This is a genomic window from Methanoculleus sp. UBA208 (assembly GCF_002498065.1).
GTDB lineage: Archaea > Halobacteriota > Methanomicrobia > Methanomicrobiales > Methanoculleaceae > Methanoculleus.
The window spans coordinates 1-22,521 of the sequence record NZ_DAFZ01000084.1; the positions used below are offsets into that span (position 1 = coordinate 1).

Annotated in this window: 19 protein-coding genes and 2 tRNA genes; 12 read left to right on the plus strand and 9 right to left on the minus strand. The window is 61.6% G+C overall.

Annotated elements, in window-relative coordinates:
- Positions 1-179 precede the first annotated feature (179 nt).
- The gene (locus BRA62_RS08865; RefSeq protein ID WP_292366208.1) at positions 180-506 is read right to left on the minus strand and encodes a DUF5611 family protein; all 327 of its coding nucleotides are present in this window, start codon (positions 504-506) and stop codon (positions 180-182) included.
- Positions 507-565: 59 nt separating this feature from the next.
- On the opposite strand from BRA62_RS08865, the gene BRA62_RS08870 reads away from it, so the two are divergent.
- The 3 genes from BRA62_RS08870 to BRA62_RS08880 all read left to right on the plus strand — a co-directional run bounded on the left by BRA62_RS08870 (position 566) and on the right by BRA62_RS08880 (position 1,927).
- Complete coding sequence (locus BRA62_RS08870) at positions 566-1,279, plus strand: proteasome assembly chaperone family protein (RefSeq protein WP_292366209.1); 714 nt, start codon at positions 566-568, stop codon at positions 1,277-1,279.
- 5 nt (positions 1,280-1,284) lie between these two features.
- Positions 1,285-1,674, plus strand: coding sequence for a DUF473 domain-containing protein (locus BRA62_RS08875; RefSeq protein ID WP_292366210.1), 390 nt, complete (start codon positions 1,285-1,287; stop codon positions 1,672-1,674).
- A 178-nt stretch (positions 1,675-1,852) separates the two neighbouring features.
- Positions 1,853-1,927, plus strand: a tRNA-Arg gene (locus tag BRA62_RS08880).
- 98 nt (positions 1,928-2,025) lie between these two features.
- Here BRA62_RS08880 and metG read toward each other — a convergent pair.
- Positions 2,026-4,020 carry a methionine--tRNA ligase gene (gene metG, locus BRA62_RS08885; RefSeq protein ID WP_292366211.1) on the minus strand — a complete coding sequence of 665 codons (1,995 nt, stop codon included), beginning with the start codon at positions 4,018-4,020 and terminating at the stop codon, positions 2,026-2,028.
- 42 nt (positions 4,021-4,062) lie between these two features.
- On the opposite strand from metG, the gene BRA62_RS08890 reads away from it, so the two are divergent.
- On the plus strand, positions 4,063-4,848 hold the full coding sequence (locus BRA62_RS08890) for a hypothetical protein (RefSeq protein WP_292366212.1): 786 nt from the start codon (positions 4,063-4,065) through the stop codon (positions 4,846-4,848).
- Here the strand turns inward: BRA62_RS08890 and BRA62_RS08895 are convergent.
- Positions 4,835-5,809 (minus strand): DHH family phosphoesterase, encoded by a 975-nt coding sequence (locus BRA62_RS08895; RefSeq protein WP_292366213.1) that lies wholly within the window; start codon positions 5,807-5,809, stop codon positions 4,835-4,837. The genes BRA62_RS08890 and BRA62_RS08895 overlap by 14 nt on opposite strands.
- A gap of 138 nt (positions 5,810-5,947) precedes the next feature.
- On the opposite strand from BRA62_RS08895, the gene BRA62_RS08900 reads away from it, so the two are divergent.
- A tRNA-Phe gene (locus BRA62_RS08900) sits at positions 5,948-6,021 on the plus strand.
- A gap of 147 nt (positions 6,022-6,168) precedes the next feature.
- Here BRA62_RS08900 and BRA62_RS08905 read toward each other — a convergent pair.
- Positions 6,169-6,606: a hemerythrin domain-containing protein gene (locus BRA62_RS08905; RefSeq protein WP_292366214.1), complete on the minus strand. Its 438-nt coding sequence runs from the start codon at positions 6,604-6,606 to the stop codon at positions 6,169-6,171.
- A 226-nt stretch (positions 6,607-6,832) separates the two neighbouring features.
- Here BRA62_RS08905 and BRA62_RS08910 point away from each other — a divergent pair, with 226 nt between their 5' ends.
- Positions 6,833-7,483, plus strand: coding sequence for a phosphoribosylanthranilate isomerase (locus tag BRA62_RS08910; protein WP_292366215.1), 651 nt, complete (start codon positions 6,833-6,835; stop codon positions 7,481-7,483).
- 195 nt (positions 7,484-7,678) lie between these two features.
- The gene (locus BRA62_RS08915; protein WP_292366216.1) at positions 7,679-10,057 is read left to right on the plus strand and encodes a PAS domain-containing sensor histidine kinase; all 2,379 of its coding nucleotides are present in this window, start codon (positions 7,679-7,681) and stop codon (positions 10,055-10,057) included.
- 937 nt (positions 10,058-10,994) lie between these two features.
- Here BRA62_RS08915 and BRA62_RS08920 read toward each other — a convergent pair.
- Complete coding sequence (locus tag BRA62_RS08920; RefSeq protein WP_292366217.1) at positions 10,995-12,239, minus strand: hypothetical protein; 1,245 nt, start codon at positions 12,237-12,239, stop codon at positions 10,995-10,997.
- A gap of 415 nt (positions 12,240-12,654) precedes the next feature.
- On the opposite strand from BRA62_RS08920, the gene BRA62_RS08925 reads away from it, so the two are divergent.
- Positions 12,655-13,149: an Hsp20/alpha crystallin family protein gene (locus BRA62_RS08925; RefSeq protein ID WP_292366218.1), complete on the plus strand. Its 495-nt coding sequence runs from the start codon at positions 12,655-12,657 to the stop codon at positions 13,147-13,149.
- A 67-nt stretch (positions 13,150-13,216) separates the two neighbouring features.
- On the opposite strand, the gene BRA62_RS08930 is transcribed toward BRA62_RS08925, so the two are convergent.
- The 3 genes from BRA62_RS08930 to BRA62_RS08940 all read right to left on the minus strand — a co-directional run bounded on the left by BRA62_RS08930 (position 13,217) and on the right by BRA62_RS08940 (position 16,873).
- Complete coding sequence (locus BRA62_RS08930; protein ID WP_292366219.1) at positions 13,217-14,542, minus strand: glycosyltransferase; 1,326 nt, start codon at positions 14,540-14,542, stop codon at positions 13,217-13,219.
- A 102-nt stretch (positions 14,543-14,644) separates the two neighbouring features.
- Positions 14,645-15,070: a response regulator gene (locus tag BRA62_RS08935; RefSeq protein ID WP_292366220.1), complete on the minus strand. Its 426-nt coding sequence runs from the start codon at positions 15,068-15,070 to the stop codon at positions 14,645-14,647.
- Positions 15,071-15,073: 3 nt separating this feature from the next.
- On the minus strand, positions 15,074-16,873 hold the full coding sequence (locus BRA62_RS08940; RefSeq protein WP_292366221.1) for a sensor histidine kinase: 1,800 nt from the start codon (positions 16,871-16,873) through the stop codon (positions 15,074-15,076).
- 221 nt (positions 16,874-17,094) lie between these two features.
- On the opposite strand from BRA62_RS08940, the gene BRA62_RS08945 reads away from it, so the two are divergent.
- Positions 17,095-17,775 carry a 2,5-diamino-6-(ribosylamino)-4(3H)-pyrimidinone 5'-phosphate reductase gene (locus BRA62_RS08945; RefSeq protein WP_292366222.1) on the plus strand — a complete coding sequence of 227 codons (681 nt, stop codon included), beginning with the start codon at positions 17,095-17,097 and terminating at the stop codon, positions 17,773-17,775.
- Between the two features lie 99 nt (positions 17,776-17,874).
- On the opposite strand, the gene BRA62_RS08950 is transcribed toward BRA62_RS08945, so the two are convergent.
- Positions 17,875-18,312, minus strand: coding sequence for a hypothetical protein (locus tag BRA62_RS08950; RefSeq protein WP_292366223.1), 438 nt, complete (start codon positions 18,310-18,312; stop codon positions 17,875-17,877).
- Between the two features lie 277 nt (positions 18,313-18,589).
- Here BRA62_RS08950 and BRA62_RS08955 point away from each other — a divergent pair, with 277 nt between their 5' ends.
- From BRA62_RS08955 to BRA62_RS08965, 3 genes are all read left to right on the plus strand, one after another.
- Positions 18,590-20,179, plus strand: a complete 1,590-nt coding sequence (locus tag BRA62_RS08955) for an FMN-binding glutamate synthase family protein (RefSeq protein WP_292366224.1) — start codon at positions 18,590-18,592, stop codon at positions 20,177-20,179.
- A 183-nt stretch (positions 20,180-20,362) separates the two neighbouring features.
- Positions 20,363-21,496, plus strand: a complete 1,134-nt coding sequence (locus tag BRA62_RS08960; RefSeq protein ID WP_292366225.1) for an NAD-dependent epimerase/dehydratase family protein — start codon at positions 20,363-20,365, stop codon at positions 21,494-21,496.
- Between the two features lie 53 nt (positions 21,497-21,549).
- Positions 21,550-22,296, plus strand: coding sequence for a hypothetical protein (locus BRA62_RS08965; protein WP_292366226.1), 747 nt, complete (start codon positions 21,550-21,552; stop codon positions 22,294-22,296).
- Positions 22,297-22,521: the final 225 nt, after the last annotated feature.

A 22,521-nucleotide genomic window follows, 5' to 3' on the forward strand; every position in this document is an offset into this window, starting at 1 on the left:
CCCCTCCCCGTCAGCCCCACCCCCAAGCGCGATATCCCCTCGAAATCCGTACACGGGTTCATGCGATTGACATCAGAACGGCAGGAGCACCCTACCCGCTGCACCGAAAATCGGCATGAAGAGTGCGGAATTGTAGCCCGCAAAAAAGAAGAAATGCCCCGCCGAAAAGGATTATCCGGTCACTCTTTCCCCTTAACGGCCTGCTGGGCCTTCTTCGCCCGCTCTTTTGCCGTATACCCGGTGACCTGCTGGAGGTAGTTCCGGAACCGGCGGTTGGTGTCGATGATCGTCTCGTCGTCGGCGCTTTTGTCCGCCTCGGTATCGACGACCAGGGTCTTGCCCCCCGAACCGGACCAGACTTCAAGGCGCAGGAGCGCTCCGTAGGCGATGGTGTAGTGGCCGTTCTCTGAGGCCGCGGGTTCGGTCCCGAACTGGTCACGGAGACCCTGAATCATGGATTCTGCGAGTTGTTTCGTGTATCCGCGCTTGATCTGGTATTCCTGCATAATATTTTTAAGGGACACCCAGCTATGTTAAATTAATCCAGGAGTGAGTGATTGATCCCATGGACGATATAAAGGTCATATCCAGAGCGCTCGCCGGCGCCGAAAAAACGGTGCTGATCGGGTTCCCCGGCAGCGGGCTCGTCGGGAGTATTGCCCTGCAATACCTCGTTGAACAGATGGAGTTCGAACAGATTGGGTCGATCACGAGCAAATACTTCCCGCCGGTCGCCCTCATGACGAGGGGGGTGATCAACGCTCCCGTGCGCCTCTATGAGAAGGATCACCTCACCGCGGTCGTCTCCGACGTCCCTATCCACCCGATGATCTGCTACGAGGTGGCGAACGGCATCATGGACTGGCTCACCCAGTTCGACATCCGGGAGATCGTCACGATTGCAGGAATCATCACGAACGAATCGGAAAAAAGGGTCTTCGGGGTCGCGACCAGCAGCGGGGCGCTGCAGCGTGTCTCGGACGACACGATCATCCTTCCCATGGGAAGCATCTCCGGCGTCGCTGCAAGCATCCTTACGGAGTGCAAGACACGGGGCATCCCGGGGATAGGGCTGCTCGGGGAGACGGTGAACACCCCCGACCCGCGGTCCTCCGCGGCCACGATCGAGGTCTTGAACAAGATCTACAACCTCAACCTGGACATCCAGCCGCTGCTCGAGCAGGCAGTTGAGATCGAGGCGGCGATGTCCCAGATCGCCGAGCAGGTACAGAAGACCGAGGCCCCGCCCCGGAGAGAGCAGCTGCCGATGTACGGGTGATGACCATGAAGTACGCAGCGTTAACCGGAATTTCGCCATCGGTCATTGCCGAACTCAAGACCGGCAAGGCCCGCACCCTCGAGCTGAACAGCGCCCACAACATCATCACGCTGACCGAGACCACCCCGGGGGAGTGTATCTTCATAACGTCGGTCAACGAGGAAGACCTCTCGCCCGGAGATCCGGGGATCGTGGTAGACCTCCTTGCTCTCAGCATCGGCATGAGGCGGATCGAGATCGCCAATCCGTTCTTCTTCGAGGAGCGGGAGCGGATGTCGGCCCGGATCAAGGTCCAGTTCCGGGGGACGACCATCGCCCGCGACGTCGAAGGGCGGAAGTGGGGGGACCCGACGAAGGTCGAGATCATCCGGTCGGCATGTTACCGGGCCGGCTGATACGCTCCTCTTTTTTTCTGTGCGACTTTCCCGAAGGGAAAGGAGCTCGAGAAGGCCGAAGGTCTTCGAAGTGCGACGGGCCGGAGGGGCGGAGCTCGAACACCGCAAGGTGCGGGCGCAGTAGGGTCCTCAAAGGGTTAATATCCCCGGACACCCAAAATGTATGGGAATACCACAGGGGTCTGTGGCTTAGCCAGGACATAGCGCCGGGCTTCTAACCCGGATGCCGGGGGTTCGAATCCCTCCAGGCCCGTCTTCTCTCTTTCTCAAAAGTCACGGTTTCGAATTCAACCCACACTGCGGGCAACGGCGCATTGTTGCCTTCGAAAAGGAGTGATCGGGCCGCCCTTCTCAACGCACCTTCGTCCCCGGCCTGACCGGGCGGAGGGGGACGAGGAGGGAGGCCTCGTCGCCGGCGGCGAGGATCATCCCCCTGCTCTCGACGCCGAAGATCTTTGCGGGCGCAAGGTTCGCGATCAGCGCCACGTCTTTGCCCACCAGCTCGTCGGGGGCGTAGAACTCTGCGATGCCGCTGACCACCTGGCGCTTCTCGCTTCCAAGGTCGACGACGAGTTTGTAAAGTTTCTTCGAGCCCTTGATCGGCTCGGCCGAGACGACCCTTGCTATCCGGATGTCGAGATTTCCGAACTCCTCGATGGTGACGGTGGGCATCTTCGGTTCGGCGGCCGCTTTTGCCTCCTCGACCCGCAGGTTGAGCGTCTTTTCGAGTTCGGCGATCCGGTCCTTCTCGATCTTTTCAAACAGAGGGACGGGCTTTGCAAGCGCTCTGGCTCCCACCGGCGCCGTGGCCTCGGCGATCGGGTGATCCGCGATGCTGTCCTCGTAGCCGAGCATCGTCCAGGCCCGCTGCATCGACTCGGGCATCAGGGGCTCAAAAGTCAGGACGAGCGCTTTCACGATCTGGAGACAGTCGGCGATCACCTGCTCCGCTGCTCCTCGGTCCTCCTTGATCAGCTTCCAGGGGGCGTTGTTCTGGATGTAGACGTTCCCAAATGACACTAAAGTCATCATCGAATCGACGGCGTTCTTGAAGTCGTAGTCCCGCATCCGGGCATCGATTCCGGCGAGCGACCGCTCGATCTCCTCGACGACCTCCGGCCGGGGGGCGAGGTCGGGCACGCCGCCGAACTCCTTCTCGGCGAAATACATCGTCCGGTAGATGAAGTTCCCGAGCGTCCCGACGATCTCGTTGTTCACCCGCTCGGCGTAGACCTTCCAGGAGAAGTCGAGTTCCTTCGTGTGGTTGGTGTAGGAGAGGAGGTAGTAGCGGAGGTAGTCCGCCGGGAGCCCCACATCAAGGTAGTCGTCGTTCGTCCAGACGACGTAGCCGCGGGACTTCGAGAACTTTTTGCCCTCGATCGTGACCATGCCGCTCGCGACCACCGCATACGGGAGGCCGTAGCCCGCCGCCTTGAGGAGCGCGGGCCAGAAGATGCAGTGATGGTAGATGATGTCCCCGCCGATGAAGTGCGTGACACGGGTCTCGTCGCCGCACCAGTAGTCCTTCCAGTCGGCGCCGGCATTCTGTGCCCACTCCTTCGTGAACGATATGTAGCCGATGGGCGCGTCGACCCAGACGTAGACGACGAGGTCGTCGCTCCCGGGGAACTTGACGCCCCAGTCGAGCGTCCGGGTGATGCACCAGTCGTGCAGGAGTTCCTTCACCCAGCCGAGGGCGTAGTTCCGGGCGGTGGACGTGCCCCGGAGGTCGGGGAGGTAGTCGAGGAGGAACTCCCGGAACGCCGAGAGCTTGAAGAAGTAGTGCTCCTGCTCCCGGTATTCCGCCTTACCACCGCAGACCTTGCAGATCGCGTCCCTGATCTCGCCGGGCTCCAAGTGCTGCCCGCACCCCTGGTCGCACTCGTCGCCCCGGGCGACCGCACCGCAGTGGGGGCAGATCCCCTCCACGTATCGGTCCGGGAGGAACCGCTCGCAGTCCGGGCAGTAACTCTGGCTGACGGTCTCTGCGTAGACGTAGCCGTTCTCGATGAGCCGCTCGACGATCGAACAGGTGGTCTCGTGGTTCATGGCGTCGTCGGTCATGCCGAACCGGTCGAAGACGACCTCCATCCGCCGGAACGTATCGTAGAAGTGCTGGTGATAACGCTCCGAGAGGGCGCGGGGGGTCGAGCCCTCCTGCTCGGCGCTGATCACGATCGGGGTTCCGTGGTTATCGGAACCGCATACAAAGACGACCTCCTCCCCGGACCGGCGCATATACCGCACGTAGAAATCCGCCGGCACGTAGGTCCGCAGGTGCCCGATATGGCAGGGACCGTTCGTGTACGGGAGCCCGCACGTTACCAGCAACGGCTTACCACTCATCCTTATTTACTCTGGTTGCGATGCTAATAAAGATACCAGCGCATGGCACGACAGATTAGAATCCCGGTGAGGTCGTTCGGCTCCGAGGTCGGAACGCCTGCCGTTCCCGAACTCGCGGAGTGGCTGAAGGGGAAGAGAGGGGTGGAAGCGGATCTTACCACCTACCGGCTCGAGCGGTCGCTCGACGTCCAGGAAGGGGTTGCGGTACCGGCCGCAGGCGGCGTCTTCTACGGCGAGCGGTTGAGCGGGGCATTCCTCGGCATGGAGGACGGGGTGCTCGTCGGCGAACCGGGGATCGACCCGGCAGTCGTGGCCGACGATGCCCGGTTTGTCAGGGCAAGACGTAAAGATGCATGGGTATCCCTCCCCGCCCCCCACGTGCTCGGGTTTCGCGACGCCTGCATTGAAGACGAAGAAGAGTTCTCCGAGACGATAGCGGCCCTCTACGCCCGTCTTGCGCGGGAGATGCGGGATGCAGGCGTTCAGGGCCACGTCCTGGTCGCAGATGAGGCGGATGCGATCGAACTCGAGGTGCTTGCGGGCAGAAAAATCCTCTTCTTCCCGAGAAACCCGGAGACATTCGACCTCGAACTGCTGCTCGAGTACCAGGGCGCTCTCGTCCTCCCGGCAAACGACCTTAACCAGGCGGCGGACCTGATGGAGCGGTTCCGTGTCCGGAAGCTGATTCTCCTCGACCCGGAGGCTAAAGACCTTGCGGCGGCGGCCGAACTCGTCGACCCGGATATGCTCGAGGCCGGCGGCTACTGCGAGGAATCCTGCCCGGACTACTGGAAGAGCCTGGTCGAGCGGGCGTTCATTCCTCGATAGACTCCGCCTTCTCCGCCAGGCGGCGGTAATGACGGTTCCTTTTCACGAGCCAGAAGAGGAGCCGGTCGAGGAGGCTGAACTCAAACGTGCCCCCGGCCGCGTTGGGGTGGCCCCCGCCGGAGAACTCGCGGGCGATGAGGTGGCTGATCGGGGGAACGGACCGGATGGAGATGCGGCCGTTTGAGGAGACAACCACCTCGATATCGGTGCCGAGTTCGTCGCGGATGGCGTGGGCGGTCTCGCTCGGGTAGCCGTAAAGGGGAGCGAATGCGATCCGGTAACGGCCATCGGCGATGATGGTGGTGTGCTTGAGACTCTTTCCGATGTCGTGCTCCATCTCCCGGACGATCCGCCCGTACTCGCTCTCGATCCTCGCATCGACGATCGTCCCCCCAACAAAATTGTCGCGGACGTACTCCCGGCAGCCCTTCCGCATCACCACCTGGCCGAGCATCTTCGACCGGGGGTCCCGGTGCTTCCAGAGGTCGTAGTCGCAGACGACCCGCGCGATCTCTGCTGCCACCGGATCATCGGGGGCAAGGTCGCGTGCGACGATCCCGGTGGCGCAGGTGGCGACATCGATGTGGAGGAGGCTCGTCTTCTTCTCGACGGCCCGGACCTCCTCGTCTTTCCAGCGGTGGTGGTCGCGCCACTCGATCCGCCATCCGTTCGACCGCGCCTTCGCCAGCCGCTGCTCGACGCCCCGCTGATACCCGATATCCGATATGCTGAGGAGATCCCCCCGCCCCGGAGAGCCTGCCACGGCGTCGAGGAGGGAGGGGAACTTGCCGACCGAAGCCCAGATCGTAAAGACGTCCCCGTGCTTCCTCCGGTGAATGGCATCGCTCCCGACGGCGTCGAGGTCATTGTGCGTGAGGTGCACGACGGTCTCAGTCCTTCCGGAGAGCGCCTGCATAAGGTTCGTGCCCCGGGTATCCGGCTTCTGATCGCTTCGGCCCATTGCTCTTTAACATCGATGTACAACGTGATAAACAGGCGGTTTGGGGTCCGCTGTCGTCCCGCCACCCGGGTACGGGAGGGTGCCCGTCCGGCGAGGACAGAATTTATTAGGGACGACCGACAACATTGTAAGGCAGAAGCCCCTGTAGCTCAGACTGGGAGAGCGCCAGACTGAAGATCTGGTTGTCCCCGGTTCAAATCCGGGCGGGGGCACTTCGAGCAACTTTTCTGACGCCTTCGCTTCCAAAAATGATTATGGAGATTGCGAGGGCTCAACCCGGAAAAGTCCTTCCGATGCTCCGATCCGCACAGATGGGAATAAGAAAAGGTCGGACCGCCCTTTCGGACGGCAGATTTCCACTACGCCAGAGTATAACCCGATTGCTCCCCTTGGGCGCGCCGGAAGCGTTCTTTCATCTCGAACCGCTCTGATCTGTCAAGGAACGATTCGGCCGCCTTGAGCAGCCGCTCTTCGCTATCGATGTGGAATTGCACCCGCCGTTTCAGATCGTGGATGGCAGGGGCCCACTCCGTTCCGGTAATCTCAATCCTGTCCAGTCGATCCAGGCCGATCCTGATCGAGTTGTGTTCGGCGAGGGCATCTTCAATGCGTTCATTCATTTCCGACCTCATCCGCTCGTATATCGTCACTTCCTCACCGTACATATGCGAGTACAGCAATCCCCTGGCAACGCTGTAGGTCTCGGAGCTTGCGCGCTCGTGCACTTCCAGATCGCCCAGCACCTTCAGGATCTCCTCATGATCCTGCCTGATCGCCTCAATAATATCCTGGTCCACATATACTCCCCCGGGTGCCGTTCCTGACACATCGGTCAGAATAGATAACAGTATCGTCCAGAGAGAGCGGGGCGGGATCTCACGTGGTTAAGACTCCATCAGCCTCACCATCACCGCCACGGCCCCGCCGACCTGCATCTGCCGCCATCACCCGGTGTCACGGATGTGTCGTTGCGCCTTCCGGCCATGCAGATAGCCTATCTACCATTAAGACAGAGAGAATCTGATGCGCATCAAATTCTGTGGAACAGCCAGTCTTGCGGATATGCGGTGTGCAATCGATGCGGGCTGCGATGCTATGGGCTTCATCATGGGCGTGACTCATCAGAGCAGTGATTTCGTAGCGGCGGCAGAAGCCGCGGAGATGATACGCCATCTCCCGCCGTTCATCGAGCCGGTCGCGGTCACTCACCTGCAGGAGACGGAAGACCTGATCGGGCTGGTGAGAGACTCGTGCTGCACGACGCTGCAGGTTCAGAATACCGTCGAACCCTCCGAACTGGATGTCATCCGCGACGCTCTCCCGTACCTCAAGATCGTGAAAGCCGTTCACGTGACAGACGCATCAGCCATCGAGACGGGAAAACTCTATGAACCTTACGCCGATGCGCTCATTCTCGACACCAGGACGGCAGAGAAGATCGGGGGAACGGGAATCGCTCACGACTGGAATATCAGTGCAAAGATCGTCGCAAATTCGGCGATTCCCGTGATACTCGCAGGAGGACTCAGGCCGGAGAATGTCAGAGAGGCGATACGGAAAGTCCGCCCGTACGGAGTCGACGTGCATACCGGCGTCAAGAAAAACGGCGTTCGCAACCCCGAGAGAACCCTGGCTTTCGCCCGCGAAGCAAGAAGCGCTCTGCCGGAAGGTTGAGCGGCCGCACCACCGCCACCGGGCAGCGCCGAAAAGCAAAGTCTTTATCCAGCCGTCAGATAGGAATGCCGATGAACATTGCATCAGGCTGGAGAACCGGGCACGCCGGAACTCATTCTGCCTACCTTTATTACAACCCACATCAGAATCTTCTCTTCCGAACATAGCCGAAATATCAGGGAGACCGACCGCGCCATGCACGCAACGACACCTTCGACCCGGTCCGCTCCGGACTTTTCCCTCGACGAGCTCGAAGACGGTCTGCTCCTGCTTGATGCCGAGAGGAGAGTCGTGCGGGTCAACCGGGCCTTTCGCCGCCTCCTGTCATTTCCGGACGAGCGGGATCTCTCCGGGGCGGACGGGATGGCGCTCGTCCGCACCCATATCGCACCCCTCATCGCCGATCAGGAAGCAGCCGGGCGGCTCCTCACGGCGCTCCGGGCAGGGACAGCGCTCCCGGGACTGAAATGCCGGATCGCCCCCGACCGGTGGATGGCGTGCTCGGTTCGGGTCCCGGATAGCAGGACGGTGGCCCTTCTCGTCAGCGACATCACTGCAAGGAAAGAGAGCGAGGAGAAGTACCGCCGTCTCGAACAGGAGCACAGGCACTACCGGGAACTCTTCGATCTCGCCCCCGACGGCTACTTCGTCTGCGACCCGCGAGGAACGATCCTCGACGTGAACCGGGCGGGAACCCTCCTCCTCGGCAGGGAGAGGGAGAGCCTGATCGGGACACCCAGCACCGATTCCATTGCCCCGGAATGCAGGGAGGCCTGCCGGGCCCTCATCGCGCGGCTCGCGAGCGGGGCCTCCGAACCCCTGCGGGGGATCGAGGTGTGGGTTCTGCCGGCGACCGGAAAGCCCGTTCCCGTCTCCCTCTCGGCCACGGCCGTCCGGGACGACCGGGGAGCCCTTACGGAGATCCGGTGGCTCGCCCGGGACATCACCCGAAGGAAACAGATAGATGCTGAGCGAGAGCGGCTGCTCGCGGCCGATCTCGCGGAAGAGCGCGACCTCCTCCGAACCGTCATGGAGTACACCGACGTCCACCTCGCCTACCTTGATGCCGAATTCCGGTTCGTCCGCGTGAACACGGCTTACGCGGAAGGATCCAGGTACTCGAAGGAGGAACTCCTCGGCCGCAAACACTTCGACCTCTTCCCGAACCCGGAGAACCAGGCAATCTTTCAGCGGGTGCGGGATACCGGGGAGGCGTTCAGGATATACGCAAAACCGTTCGTCTACAAAGACCAGCCCGAACGCGGGACGACCTACTGGGACTGGAGCCTCGTGCCGGTGAAGGATGCGAAGGGAGACGTCCAGGGGCTGGTCTTCTCGCTTGCCGAAGTCACGGAGCGGATACGGGCGGAAGAAGAGGTCCGTATCAGGAACAGGAGGCTTGCGGTCCTGAACGCGGTTATCACCGCGTCGGCATCCGCGTTCACCCTGAACGAGCTGCTCGACAACACGCTGGATGCGGTCCTCGATAACCTCGGATTCGATGTCGGGTTGATCTATATGCTGGAGGGGAGGGACCGGATTCAGGCTGTCCTCCGGTGCCACCGGGGGGTCTCCGAGTTCGCCCTGATGCAGAACCGGGCCATCAACGCCCGCCACTGGCCCTACAACCGGGTCTTCGTCGCCGGCCAGCCCTGGTTCGTCGAGGGGACGGAGGACGCGGGAAGCCGGGACCGGGACGTACTCGCGGACTTCGGCGTTGCCTCCCTCGCTTTCATCCCGCTTGTTGCCGAGTCCTCGGTCGTCGGGGCGCTCGTGATCGGGAACACCGCCGCCCGGGAGACCTCGCAGGAGGGGCGGCGGCTCCTCGAGGCGGTCGGCCGGGAGCTCGGGGCCGGGGTCCTGCGGGGGGTGCTGTACTCCCGGCTCGAAGCGGCGAACCGGGAGGCGAACCTCTACCTCGACATCCTCACGCACGACATCCGGAACGCCGACAACGTCGCGAACATCTACGCCGACCTGCTCATCGACGAGCTCAAGGGAGAACCGGCCCGACACGCCCGAAAACTCCGGGCCGGTATCAAAAAGAGTCTCGAGATCACGGCAAACGTTGCGACGATCCGGAAGATCCGTGAGAGACAGGCCGGACCTGTGCCTGTCGATCTCGACCGGGTGATCCGGGAGGAGATTGCCCACTTCCCCGATGCCCGCATCACCTACGGCGGGCTGCGCGTGGCGGTCCTCGCCGACGACCTTCTGCCGGAGATCTTCACGAACCTGATCGGCAACGCCGTGAAGCACGGCGGGCCGGGCGTCAAGATAGGGATAACCGTCGAGGATGCGGAGGAGGAAGGAATGGTCCAGGTCAGCGTCGCCGATACCGGCCCCGGGGTCCCGGACGACGCGAAGGAGGCAATGTTCTCCCGGTTCGAGCAGGGGGAGACCCGGGGGAGCGGCCAGGGTCTCGGGCTCCGGATCTGCTGGATGCTCGTGGCGCGCTACGGAGGAAGGATATGGGTCGAAGACCGGGTGCCCGGGCATCCGGAAGAAGGGGCGGCGTTTTTGTTCACGCTCAGGGAGGTAGGGGGAGGCGAACCGCCGGAGCAGGGAGCGTAGGACGCTCTCATGCGCTCTCCCTGAGGACTCATGTCTCACGCGAACGGCTCTGTTGAAACCCTGTTCCGATCTTCATCTTTTCCCTGATGAGGGTGGTGCCACACCAGGCCTGTCCCCGGGCCGGCCTTTTTTCTTGGGCATGTCCTCATGCAGTGGACCGTGGTGACTATCGCCATTGGGGGTGGGGCTGACGGGGAGGGGGGTCTCCCCCTCCCCTGTCTCCACGTTGTAATGGGTCTCTGTAACCCCCACCACCCGCGCTTCGCGCTCCTCCCGCCCCCAGGGGGGCGGGCAGTGCGTGGCGATATGCGACTGGCCGAAGGGCAGGAGCAGGAGAAGACCGAAGGTCTTGGACGTGCGATGGACGGAATGCGACCGGCCGCTAGGGCGGGAGCATGAGCACCGAAGGTGCGAACATCCGGAGCACGAGCACCGCAAGTGCGCAGTAGGATGCTCCTCAGGGAGCGTCCTTCGAGCATCGTCAGATGCGCAGCCCGGTGGAAAGCCGTGCCTCTGAGTTACCCCTGACTACAGCCATCTGGAGCAAAGGGGTTTCAACAAGGCCACGCAAACTGCGACGTCCTCGATGGGGAGGGACTCATGCACCAACGGCGCGAGGGGGGGTTCAACGCCCATACGCCGATCTTCGCGTCCTTCGCGGCTTCGTGTCTTTCGCGCGAGGCCGTATCGTTATCTGCACAACCCACTCACGCGAAGCCGCGAAGGGAGTTACAGGTAATTATGCTGACTTCGCGTTCTTCGCACCTTCGGTGCTCAAACTCCGGATGTCCCATCCGTCGCTCTTCCCGTGAGCATTTATTGCCACCTCTGTACTTTACCTCACTCGAAGTGCGGGCGAGAGCAGAGTTTGAGCACCGTCGGGTGCGAGCGGCGAAGGGCGACGTCCCGGGGAACGACTCTGCGCAGCAAAAAAAAATCACCGGGCAGGCACCGCTGCCATGCCCTTCTCGACCCGGCGGGCCATCTCCTGCTTGACCTTCCGGATGTTCTCCGCCTGGTCACGCTCTGCAAGGTTCGGGCCCGCTTTGCCGACGACCTCCTCGCTCGGGGCGCCCTTTGCGTTCATGACGCGCAGGTAGCCGAAACTCGCCCAGTCGTCCGGGAGGTCGCGCATCCGCACGAACTCCATGTTGCTCGGCGCGAGATCGAGTTGAGCATCGATGACGCTGTTGACGTAGTCCTTGTTCTGCTCGAAGACGACCAGGGGCTCGATGACGTCGGCCTTCACGATGTCCCGGATATCCCGGCCCTCCATCTTCTTGATGAGCCTCGCGCACTCGTTGAAGTGCGTGATCTCCATCTTCATGAACTTCTCCCAGATCCCCCGGATCCTCGGGTCGCTCTCGGTCTCTGCGCAAGAGTGGTAGAGATAGGCCTCGTTGAGCTCCAGCATCGCCATCTTCTCAAGCATCGTCTCGTTCGGGTCCCCGAGCAGCCCGTACTGGGTCACGTGCTGCTCCTCGATCTCCGCGATCTCCGCGTAGAGCTGCCGTGCAATCTCGTCAGGATACATGAACCCGTGCGACCGGTAGAAGAGCATCGTCTGCTGCTCGCCTGCAGTGATCGTGACGTAGTTCATCTTCGTCTTGATGTCGGCCGTATCCTTGTCGTAGTGCTTGCGCATCGAGTCGTCGGGATGGCGGTGCTCGATGCTCGTCGGCCTGCCCGGCTTGACCTCGGTCTTGCCCTGGACGATCACTTCGGGATCGCCGCCCTCGATGTAGTCGTAGAGGCAACTGTAGCGGTAAAGATGGTCGAAATCCTCGAGCAGCGCAAAGTCCAGCGTCTGCTTCACGTAGGGGTCCGGCTCGTTCTTCGCCAGGTTCGCGGTGAGGTCGACCGCCACCTGCTCGTAGCCGAGGGTGGTCTCGACGATCGACTGGTCCGCCGGGTTGAGCCAGTTGACCAGCTCCTGCTGCTGGGAGTCGATCCGCCGCATCAGGGCCATCGACCGCTTCACCTCGGGATCCGGGTGCATTCGCTCGATCGCGTGCGACGTGAGGACGGCGTTGTTCTCGATACCGTTCATGAGGATGATCCGGGTCCGGGTGTAGGCATCGACCGCCATTTTGTCGTACGGGACCGGAACCATGTCTTTCCAGCTCATGGGCTGCTCTTCTATCGGCATGCCCTCCATGTCGAATGGTCTGAATTGGGCCATCTCATCTCCCTCCGTAACCCCCGCCGAATCCGTCGGCACGGGCATCTCCGGCAGTACAGCGGTACAGGCGGCGCGCCCTTGCGCCCACCCCTGCACCCTGGAAAACCCGGGGGTTCCCCACCATACGGGTCATGCCACAAAAATCTAACGGCCGGTGGGAAGGGGCGCAAAGAAGGTTCTTTTCGGATGCTCTGAGAGTAGCACCGAAGGTACAGGACAAATTATCCGCACGGCACCGTGCCGACATGACTGAAATACCGCAAGACATACACCACCGGAGTGCAGCTGCAGAAGGAGATAACCCGCGGGTGCGCCCGGAACCCCCGGTACGAAGGGTTAAGTATGCCGGCTCAAGAGAGATCGCCGGGTGGCGGTCGGCCATCCGATGGCTACCAGACAGCAAGAGGCAAGGAGCATGACACGAAGAGAAGACGATTCCCCCGGCAACGGGCGCCGGGACGTGGATGAGGCCGCGAGCAACAGGGAACCAGGGGTTGACAGGGCCGCCTGGAACCGGGATACGGGCAGGCTGCCGGCGATCTCCCGTGGGGGCAGCCGCGACTTCCCGGGCCTATCCGCGGACTTCCGGGTGGATATCCTCGACCACGGCGATGAGGTGATCGTTGTTGCGGAACTGCCCGGCGCCGAGGAGGACGCGATCCGGATCAACCTGCTCAACCCGCATACCCTGCGGATAACGGCAAGACGTGCCGGGCCGGTCGAGGAGAGGGAGGGAGCCTACTACATCCACGAGCGCGGGAACGCCACCCTGAGCCGGCTGATACGCCTGCCTGCGAGCGTAGTGGGAGAGGACGCCGCGACCAGTTTCAAGAACGGCGTTCTCGAACTGCGCTTAAAGAAAGTGCAGATAAAACCCGGACGCGGAGGAAAGGAGATCCCCATCGAATGACGGGGGTGGCGCGGCCCCCCTCGACCAGCCGGGATACGTGTAGAGCCGGGCACGGGGCGATCACTCATCAGTACCAGGCCGCGCACCCGGCCATCCGGGTCGTCACCACCTGCGGGTGGTAGCAGATGACGCTGTCCCGGGCTGTTATCCTGCCGTTGACCACCTGGTCGATGACGGTGAGGCGGTCTTGCACGCCCCGGGGGAGGAGGTAATACTCCCGCACGAACTCCCTGCCCCGTGCTCCCATCTCCTCGGCCTTCTCCGGGTGCCGGAGGAGGTGGAGGATCCGGTCGGTGGTCTCCTGGATCGTCGAGACCAGGTAGCCGTTCCAGCCGTCGCGGATCTGGAGCGGTATGCCGCCGACGTTCCCGGCGACCACGGGTTTTCCCTTCCAGAGTCCTTCGGTCACCGTCAGTCCGAACCCTTCTTTTATGGACTTCTGGACGATCACGTCCGACGCCCGCTGGAGCGCGTTGATCTCCCGGTGGCTGTCCGGCGGGAGGTCGAGGATATGGATATCGGGATCGTCCTCGGCGGTCTCGCGGACCTCGCGCAGGACAAGGAAACACTCCGGGTCGTCGCATGCCCGTCCGCCGACGAGGACGAGCTGGCAGGGGGTCTTCTGGCGGACCTTCTTGAACGACTGGATGACGCCGACCGGGTCCTTGAAGACATCGTACCGGGAGACCTGGGTGACGATCGGCTTTTCCGGGTCGATACCGTACTTCTCTAACGTAGCGTCGATCTCTGCCCGGGGGAGGTCGCGGTTCTTCTCGGATAAAGGGTCGATGAACGGCGGGATGATGAAACTCGGCACGTTCCAGAGGGGGAGATACTGGAAACTGGAGAACACGCTTGCGTGATACTTCTCGACGAGCCTTCGTAAGATATTCCCGATGCTTCCTACGGTCTGCGTGGGAACCGTCTCCAGCTGGACGTGGCACCGCCAGAGCAGCCTCTTCCGCTCGAGTTCCCGGGCCGTCAGGAACTCGACGAGACCGAGCGGCTGGGGATCGTGGACGGTCACGACGTCGGCATCGTCCTCGATCAGCCCTTCGTTCTGCCGCTGCGCCTCCCAGTAGGTCTCGACCATCGACGGCGAGAACCCGTCCCGGCCCTGGAGGAAGTTATGGAGCGTCTTCGTGACGTCAAAGAACTCCGGTTCGGCCTCCATGATACTCCAGGTCGTCTCGAGGCCGAGTGCGTTGAGGAACGGGACGTATGATATCAGAATCTCCGAGACGCCTCCCCCGTAGCGGGTCGAGTTTATCTCCTGGAGCCTGGCACCCGAGAGGCGGTCGGCAAGCTCCTCGATAGCTGCAAATTGCTTTCTGCCCACGATCCGCTGGTATTCCTTGAGAGAAGGGTATCCCGGGAGATCCGTAACGATCATGAGAGTTCCACTGCCTAATACACATCCAGCCGATAAAATGCCTTTCGGTGGGGGGCAGGTTGTCCAGCAGCAGAAGCCGACCGGTGCATATCCTGAAAGAGATTACCCGCTGCGGATCTGGGGGGTACGGTGAGCGTCGTCATCCGTGCGAGAAGAGGCGTCCCGGGGGAGGGCTCTCTCCAGCGCAGTCTTCAACTCGGCAAGCGAGATGGGCTTTTCCAGGACACCGACGATGTCGTCCGCATACCTCGAGTATTCCTCGGGCCAGACGTGCTTCGCGGTAAAGAGCAGGACCGGGATGTCTTTGAACTCATCATTCCGCTTCAGTTCCTCCAGGAACTGCCATCCGTCTATGGGGGACATCATCACGTCGAGGATGATGAGTGCGGGCTTCTCTTTCTTGATGGCACGCAGGGCATCCCACCCGTTGTGAACCAGAAGTGGTTCTCTATTGATCTTTTTAAGCAGCAGTTCTATTACTTCCAGCGTCGGCAGGTCGTCGTCAACGACCATGATTTTGTTTCCCAAAACTCATACCTCCCTTGGTATCCTGATGGTGAAGGTGCTTCCTTCGCCCACCACACTCGTCACCGTTATTTCTCCTCCATGCAGCAGGACATACTTGTTTGCAATCGAGAGCCCCAGCCCGGTTCTGCCGCCTTTGCGCCCCTTCTTCTCGGCTTCCCCGATGTAGAACGGCCTGAAGATCGCGTCAACGATATCCTCCGGGATACCGATGCCATTATCGCACACCATGATATAATGATTTTCATTTGATCCTGCATAACGGATCCATACTTTCTCTGGTGGTTCATTATACTTAACCGCATTCGATACCAGACTCTCCACCGCCAGGTAAAGGCGATCGGGATCTCCCCAGATGCGGACCGTTTCAGGTATTTCGTTAAAAATTTGAGCCTTTTTATCGTATTCACCGCCGGAGATGACGGACCCGACGAGCTGGCGGAGAGGTACGTCCTGAATGGTCAGGTCGACGCAGTCCATTGTAAGCAGACTCAACTCGACCACCCTCTCTACCACCGCCTGCTCCTGCCCGGCGCACTCAAGGCAGGTCCTGATGAGTGTCTCCGTCTCCTCCGTGAGACCATAGTGTCCGGGGTCCTCGACGATTATCTGGAGATATCCGATAAGCGGCTGCAGCGGCGTGCGCAGTTCGTGAGAGAGGGTGGTGACGAGCCCCTTCCACTGGTCAACCTCCCAGGACATCTGCCTGCAGGCAAGCCTCTGCCGCCGCATCTCAGTGGTATCGCGTGCGGACCCCACGACGCCGATGAGGACGCCGTCCACCCCGGTATAGGGAGCGATCGTGACGGATAGGGTATGTCGCGCACCTGCTATCTCCACATCGAGATCGTAACAGGCGTTCTTCCGTTCCCGGATCACCCTGCGGACCTGCTCCATGTGTTGCGCAGCAAGATCGCCGGGCAGGAGGGCATCCACACCGCGTCCGACGATCTCGTCGGGAGATATCCCGTGCTCGGGGGCACGCAACCAGGAGAAGTGCAGGATACGACCCGTAGCGTCCTGCATGAAGAAGATATCGTTTGATTGCCGGATGAGTTCCATCAGGCGTCCGTTCGACTGGACGAGGTCTTCGTGCTCGTCCCGGAGTCTGCCGGTATCCACAAACGTGCACTCGAAGAGGTTCTCGAGGGGCAGAACACGGCAGGAGAGGAGGACCACCCGGGCATCGCCGTCCCGTGTGCGCAAAGCCACCTCAGCGTTCCCGATGTAACTCTCCCGCTTCATCTCCTCGACAAACCAGGCCTTACCGGCCTCATCCGCCCAGAACTTCTCCACCGGGATGCCGACGAGTTCCTGGGGCGTGTAACCGAGTATGTCGGCACACTGTCTGCTGACGCAGACCAGCCTGAGTGTTTCGGGGTCGCAGAGGAACTTTGCGTCGCGGGTATCCTCGACGATCTGCCTGCACCGGAAAGCAATCATACGGGTGTCCTGCGAGAAGAGGGTCGTGGCCCCGAAGACCCAGAGGAAGATCGCCGTGTGCAACCCAGTCATCACCGGATCTACGATGAAGCCGAGGATCGACAGGTATGCCCGGATGAGTACAAACCCGACGACCAGGAGTGCGGTCACCCGGAGCCCCTGCCGGGGAAACCAGAAGGCGACAAGGAGTATGGGAATGCAGTAGATCAGGGGGGAAACAATGTAAGCGTTGTAATCCGGTGCAACAGCCGTCAGCATGAGCGATACCGCCGAAAATGAAACCACCACGATCATTTTGACGATATCCGTCTCGGTAAAGAGGTCTTCCCGGAAATAACTGAAGGGGCACCGGTTTGGAGACATACGGGATACAGAAAAATATCCCGGGGGATCTATATATAGTATTCGAAATCCTGTGGCGAGAAATAAATAATATTTCCAAAAATGAAGTATAATTCTTGGAGTTTCCGGGAAAGATGCCGAAAATTTCCCCCGGTTCTCGGAGAGGTGGGCCGAGGGGCGTGGCAGGCCCCGTACCGTCCGGGAGGAGAGTATATATGAGGATCGTCGTATAACCCTAGAATATGCGCCCGTTCGTCTTCGTCAACGTCGCCATGAGTGCCGACGGGAAGATTTCAACGAAAGAGCGGCGGCAGGTGAGAATCTCGGGGAGCGAAGATTACTCACGGGTCGACCGGATCAAGGCGGAGAGCGATGCCATTATGGTCGGCATCGGCACCGTGCTCGCCGACAACCCCTCGCTCACCGTCAAGTCCCCGGAACTCCGGGCCGGGCGGAGAGCGTCCGGAAAGGACGAGAATCCCGTTCGTGTCGTGGTGGACAGTGCGGGAAGGACCCCTCCGGATGCGGACATCCTCCACAAGGGGACCGGGAAGCGTATCGTTGCCGTCTCACGCAGGGCATCCCCCGGAACGGTGGAGAGCCTCCGGCAGCATGCTGCCGTCGTCACCGCCGGCGACGAGACCGTCGATCTTTCCGCCCTGCTTGAGGAACTGCACCGGCAGGGTGTCCGGCGCCTGATGGTCGAGGGAGGCGGGACCCTGATCTGGGCGCTCTTTGAGCAGGGGCTCGTCGACGAAATCCAGACGTTCGTCGGCAGCATCGTCATCGGCGGAAAGGATGCCCCCACGCCCGCCGACGGCACCGGTTTTCTCCGGGAAGAGGATTTTCCACGGCTCGCGCTCATCGATGCCGAGCGGATCGATGACGGCCTGCTCATACGGTGGAGTGTGGAGCGAGCGTGAAGCAGGGTTCTCCTGTCCGCTCACGCCGCCAAACGATGAGGGGGGATTGAAAACTCCGGCAGTACTCGGGTCGGCCGGTCAAAAAAGAGAGCGTGGGGATCAGGGGACCTCTACAATCTGGTCTTTAACCTTGTAGGAGCCGCCCGTGACGAGAGCGACGGTTATCTCAACCCGGTTCTCCCCTTTTGCGTTATGAATGATAATTTCGTCGCCGCGGATCGGCTGCATCGTCTCGGTGATGACCTCCCCGGTCGACTTGGTTACGCGTACGTCGATGCTCGTTACGAAGTCCTGGCCTTTCCCGCCGCTGAACGCGATGTACAGATCGTTCGTAACCCGCGAGGGGTATCCGCCCGTAAGCTGGAACTCAACCTCCTTTCCCGGCGGCATCGTCTGCGTCGGGCCGGGCGTAAGCGAGACCCCGGTTGTCGTGGGCGCAGGTGTTGCCGTGATCACCGCCGTCTCCCTCGGGGTCGGTCCGGCGGGCTCTTCGGAGCCGGTGCAGGCGGCAAAGAACGAAAATGCGAGCAGAAGCACAATCAAAGCAGGTAGCAACCTGAAGTTCATAAAGCATTCATACACATCAAGGTATTTCACCCTTTCGTCACATATGCGGCGTATCCCGGCATCCAGCATTATAAATACCGGTCATTGCCGCTGGAACGGCGGGCTTGAGAAAATCGCACTCAGAACAGATAAATAGTGCAACGAAGGCAGTAAATGCCCCAGGCGGGTTGGCGACCCATACGCTAAAATGCGCAACGTTTATGATTGCGAGAAGGAAACTTCTATCTAGACCCATAGAGGTACAGAAATGAATCTAAAAAGACCTAATGCTAACGAAGCAACGGGAACGACCAACCGCTCCCGGGACGTCGTGCCCATGTCGGGCATCTGCACCCGGTGTGTCGACGGCTGCAAGGGAAGCTGCGAGATCTGGCTCTCCTCCTTCCGGGGCAGAGAAGTCCTCTATCCCGGCCCGTTCGGCGAGATCACGGCCGGCGCTGACAAAAACTACCCGATCGACTACTCGCACCTGAACATCCAGGGCTACGCGCAGGGTGCGAAGGGGCTCCCTGAAGGCGTCGAGGCCAACCCCGACACCGCGGTGTTCTCGGAAGTAGACACCAGGACCGAGTACGGGTGGGACATCAAAGTGCCGATGCGGGTTCCCATCTTCACCGGAGCGCTCGGGTCGACCGAGATCGCCAGGGCCAACTGGGAGCACTTCGCCATCGGGGCCGCCATATCGGGCATCACCCTCGTCTGCGGTGAGAACGTCTGCGGCGTCGACCCGAAGCTGGAGCTCGACCACAACGGCAAGGTCAGCAGGTCGCCCGAGATGGATCGCCGGATCGAGATCTACAGGAAGTTTCACGACAGATACGGCGAACTTCTGGTGCAGCTGAACGTGGAGGACACGCGGCTTGGAACCGCGGAGTATGTCTCCTCGAAGCACAACCTGGAGACGATCGAGCTGAAGTGGGGACAGGGCGCAAAGTGCATCGGCGGCGAGATCAAGGTCGGCAGCCTCGACCGGGCGAACCAGCTCAAAGATCGCGGCTACATCGTCCTCCCGGACCCCAGGTCGTCCGAGGTGCAGGCAGCCTTCAAGGACGGCGCCATAAAGGAGTTCGAGCGGCACTCCCGTCTCGGGTTCGTCACCCGTGAAGGGTTCCTCGAAGAAGTCGACCGGCTCCGCGACATCGGGTTCAAGCGGGTCACCCTCAAGACCGGCGCCTACTCGGCCGTCGAACTCGCGATGGCAATGCGCTACAGCGCCGAAGCGAAGATCGACCTCCTCACCATCGACGGCGCACCCGGCGGCACGGGAATGAGCCCCTGGCCGATGATGAACGAATGGGGTATCCCGACCTTCTACATCGAGTCCCTCGCCTACCAGTTCGCCGAGCGGCTGAAAGCCCGGGGCATCCGCGTCCCGGACCTCGCGATCGCGGGCGGGTTCTCCGACGAGGCAAACGCCTTCAAGGCGATCGCCATGGGCAGCCCCTACGTCAAGGCCGTCTGCATGGGCCGCGGCCTGATGATCCCCGGCATGGTCGGGAAGAACATCGAGAAGTGGCTTGCAAACGGCGAACTCCCCAAGACCGTCTCGAAGTACGGCAGCAGCGTCGAGGAGATCTTCGTCTGTTACGAGGAACTCAAGGAGAAGTACCCCGGCCGGATCAACGAGATCCCGCTCGGAGCGCTCGGCATCTACACCTACGCCCAGAAGTTCAGGACCGGACTCCAGCAGGTCATGGCCGGCAGCCGGAACTTCGGCCTCAAGTCGATCTCCCGGGGCGACCTGATGGCCCTGACCGAGGAGGCGGAAGCGGTCTCCGGCATCCCATACGTGATGCGGGCCTACCGCGACGCTGCCGAAGCAGTCCTCGACTCGTGAGCACGAGGCGGTACAGAGAGGCGAATCCCCCCCCGGTGGCCGCATATCGCGTCCCAAACGGCGGGCAGGTGTCGTGTAACAACCTCAGAAGGCACAAATACCCCAAACAAACCTTTTTTATTAATATTCTCTGTTCGCGATAATATTTAATGCGAAGAGTGCATCAGGTGTGCCTGATATACCATGCATAGGGATACCAATCCGACCATTCTCATCACCGGTGGAGCAGGATTCATCGGGTCGCACCTCGCAACGGAGTTACTGCAGCACGGTTATGGAGTCCGCATCCTCGACAACCTGACGCCACGGGTGCACGGCCCGGAGCGGCACCGGCCCGGCCATCTCGACCGGCGGGCCGAAGTCGTCGTCGGGGATGTCCGGGACCCGCACCGGCTGCGGGAGGCACTCGACGGGGCCGACGCCGTCATTCACCTGGCCGCGGTCGTCGGGGAGCGGTCGAGCATGTACCGGCTCGAAAAATACATGAGCGTCAACACGTCCGGAACCGCCGTCCTCCTCGAGGCCTTACTCGATCATCCCATCGAGCGGCTCATCGTCGCCTCGAGCAGCGCAGTCTACGGGGAAGGCTTATACTGCTCGTACAACGGCACCACCTACCCGAAGATCCGGCGCTCTCCCGACCGGACGGCAAGAGGGGACTGGGAACCCCGGAGCCCCGAAGGTGAGGTGATCTACCCCCTTCCCACACCGGAGACGAAGGAGCCGTCGCCGCTCTCGGTCTACGCCATCTCCAAGTACGACCAGGAGGAGATGTGCGGGCTGATCGGGGAGTCGTACGGCATCCCGACGACCGTTCTCCGGCTTTTTTCCGTCTACGGCCCGCACCAGGGGTATACCAGCCCGTACTCCGGCATGCTGACCGAGTACGCGTCCCGCCTGCTCCAGGGTCTTCCCGTGCGCCTCTTCGAGGACGGTTACCAGCAGCGTGACTTCGTGAGCGTCTACGATGCTGTTCGCGCCTTCCGCCTGGCTCTGGAGTCGCCGGCTGCTATCGGCGGGACGTTTAACATCGGGAGCGGCCGGCCCTGTACGTTTAGAACCGTCGCCGATCTCCTTGCGGCGATAACCGGGCGGCAGCATCTCACCCCGGAGATCCTGGGAATCGGCCGGATAGGGGATATACGCCACAGGTTTGCAGATATCGGCCGTGCACGGGAGGTTCTCGGCTACGAGCCGGAAGTCACCATCGAGGCGGGCCTGCTCGACCTGGTCGCCTGGGTCGAGGCCGAGATCGCAGGGCGGCGGAAGGTTCCTGCACCCATCAAGGCGCTCGGGTCGTCACGCCTGCGGGTCTGAGGGGCACCCGGTGCCCAACCTTTATTTCTCCGCCGGAAGTACGTGATCGTATCATGCGCATCAGCCTCCGGACCTGGGAAGTACGGCTCGGGATCGTCCTGGTTGCCGTCTCGGTCGCCATCTACGGCGTGAAATACCTCCTGCTCGGCGACCCCGAGAACACCTACCAGTACATCTTCAACGCCCTCGGGTTTCTGCCGATGAACGTCCTCCTGGTCACCCTCATCTTAAACCAGCTCCTGAGCGTCCGGGCAAAGCGCGAGAGGCTGGATAAGCTGAACATGGTCATCGGCACCTTCTTCTCGGAGGTCGGCACCGGGCTCCTCACCTACCTCTCGAACCGCGACCCGGACCTCGCCGGGGTCCGGCCGGACCTGGTCGTGACGGACGCCTGGACACCGGAGATCTTCTCCGCGGTGCGTGACCGCCTCCGGCAGCACCGCTGCCGGGTCGCCGTCGATGCCGCGGACCTGCTGGCTCTCTGCCGGTACCTCACGGAACGCCGGGCCTTCCTCCTCCGCCTGCTCGAGAACCCCGTCCTCCTGGAGCATGAGTCGTTCACCGACCTCCTGCGGGCGGTCTTCCACCTGACCGAGGAACTCGAGCGGCGGGGGGACTTCGCTGCGCTCCCGGCAAGCGATATCGAACACCTCGCAGGGGACGTGGAGCGGGTGTACGGCCGGCTCATCGGGGAGTGGCTTGCCTACATGGAGTACCTCCAGAGGAACTACCCTTACCTCTTCTCGCTCGCGCTGCGGAGCAATCCCTTCGACGAGACGGCGTCGCCGGTCGTACGGTGAACGACTGGCGCGAGCATCGCGAGCGGCAGGAGTTCGAGAAAACGCGAAGCGTTTTCGAGTAACGACGCGTGCCACGCCAGGGTGCGACGGACGGGACGCCCAGAGCATGAACACCAGAGGTGCGAAGGCAGGCGGAGTTTGAGCACCGCCAGGTGCGAGTAACGACGTTCCTAAGTGCGACGTTTCTCCAGGCGTGCTGTCCGTCGCAAGTCGAAACCCTACGGG

Excerpts from the sequence above, each read along its gene's own strand:
- BRA62_RS08890 (WP_292366212.1), top strand. The coding sequence starts at position 4,063 with ATGGCACGACAGATTAGAATCCCGGTGAGGTCGTTCGGCTCCGAGGTC.
- BRA62_RS08865 (WP_292366208.1), bottom strand. The coding sequence starts at position 506 with ATGCAGGAATACCAGATCAAGCGCGGATACACGAAACAACTCGCAGAA.
- BRA62_RS08945 (WP_292366222.1), top strand. The coding sequence starts at position 17,095 with ATGCGCCCGTTCGTCTTCGTCAACGTCGCCATGAGTGCCGACGGGAAG.
- BRA62_RS08925 (WP_292366218.1), top strand. The coding sequence starts at position 12,655 with ATGACACGAAGAGAAGACGATTCCCCCGGCAACGGGCGCCGGGACGTG.
- BRA62_RS08955 (WP_292366224.1), top strand. The coding sequence starts at position 18,590 with ATGAATCTAAAAAGACCTAATGCTAACGAAGCAACGGGAACGACCAAC.
- BRA62_RS08875 (WP_292366210.1), top strand. The coding sequence starts at position 1,285 with ATGAAGTACGCAGCGTTAACCGGAATTTCGCCATCGGTCATTGCCGAA.
- BRA62_RS08930 (WP_292366219.1), bottom strand. The coding sequence starts at position 14,542 with ATGATCGTTACGGATCTCCCGGGATACCCTTCTCTCAAGGAATACCAG.
- BRA62_RS08940 (WP_292366221.1), bottom strand. The coding sequence starts at position 16,873 with ATGTCTCCAAACCGGTGCCCCTTCAGTTATTTCCGGGAAGACCTCTTT.
- BRA62_RS08915 (WP_292366216.1), top strand. The coding sequence starts at position 7,679 with ATGCACGCAACGACACCTTCGACCCGGTCCGCTCCGGACTTTTCCCTC.
- BRA62_RS08895 (WP_292366213.1), bottom strand. The coding sequence starts at position 5,809 with ATGGGCCGAAGCGATCAGAAGCCGGATACCCGGGGCACGAACCTTATG.
- BRA62_RS08870 (WP_292366209.1), top strand. The coding sequence starts at position 566 with ATGGACGATATAAAGGTCATATCCAGAGCGCTCGCCGGCGCCGAAAAA.
- BRA62_RS08910 (WP_292366215.1), top strand. The coding sequence starts at position 6,833 with ATGCGCATCAAATTCTGTGGAACAGCCAGTCTTGCGGATATGCGGTGT.
- BRA62_RS08920 (WP_292366217.1), bottom strand. The coding sequence starts at position 12,239 with ATGGCCCAATTCAGACCATTCGACATGGAGGGCATGCCGATAGAAGAG.
- metG (WP_292366211.1), bottom strand. The coding sequence starts at position 4,020 with ATGAGTGGTAAGCCGTTGCTGGTAACGTGCGGGCTCCCGTACACGAAC.
- BRA62_RS08965 (WP_292366226.1), top strand. The coding sequence starts at position 21,550 with ATGCGCATCAGCCTCCGGACCTGGGAAGTACGGCTCGGGATCGTCCTG.
- BRA62_RS08960 (WP_292366225.1), top strand. The coding sequence starts at position 20,363 with ATGCATAGGGATACCAATCCGACCATTCTCATCACCGGTGGAGCAGGA.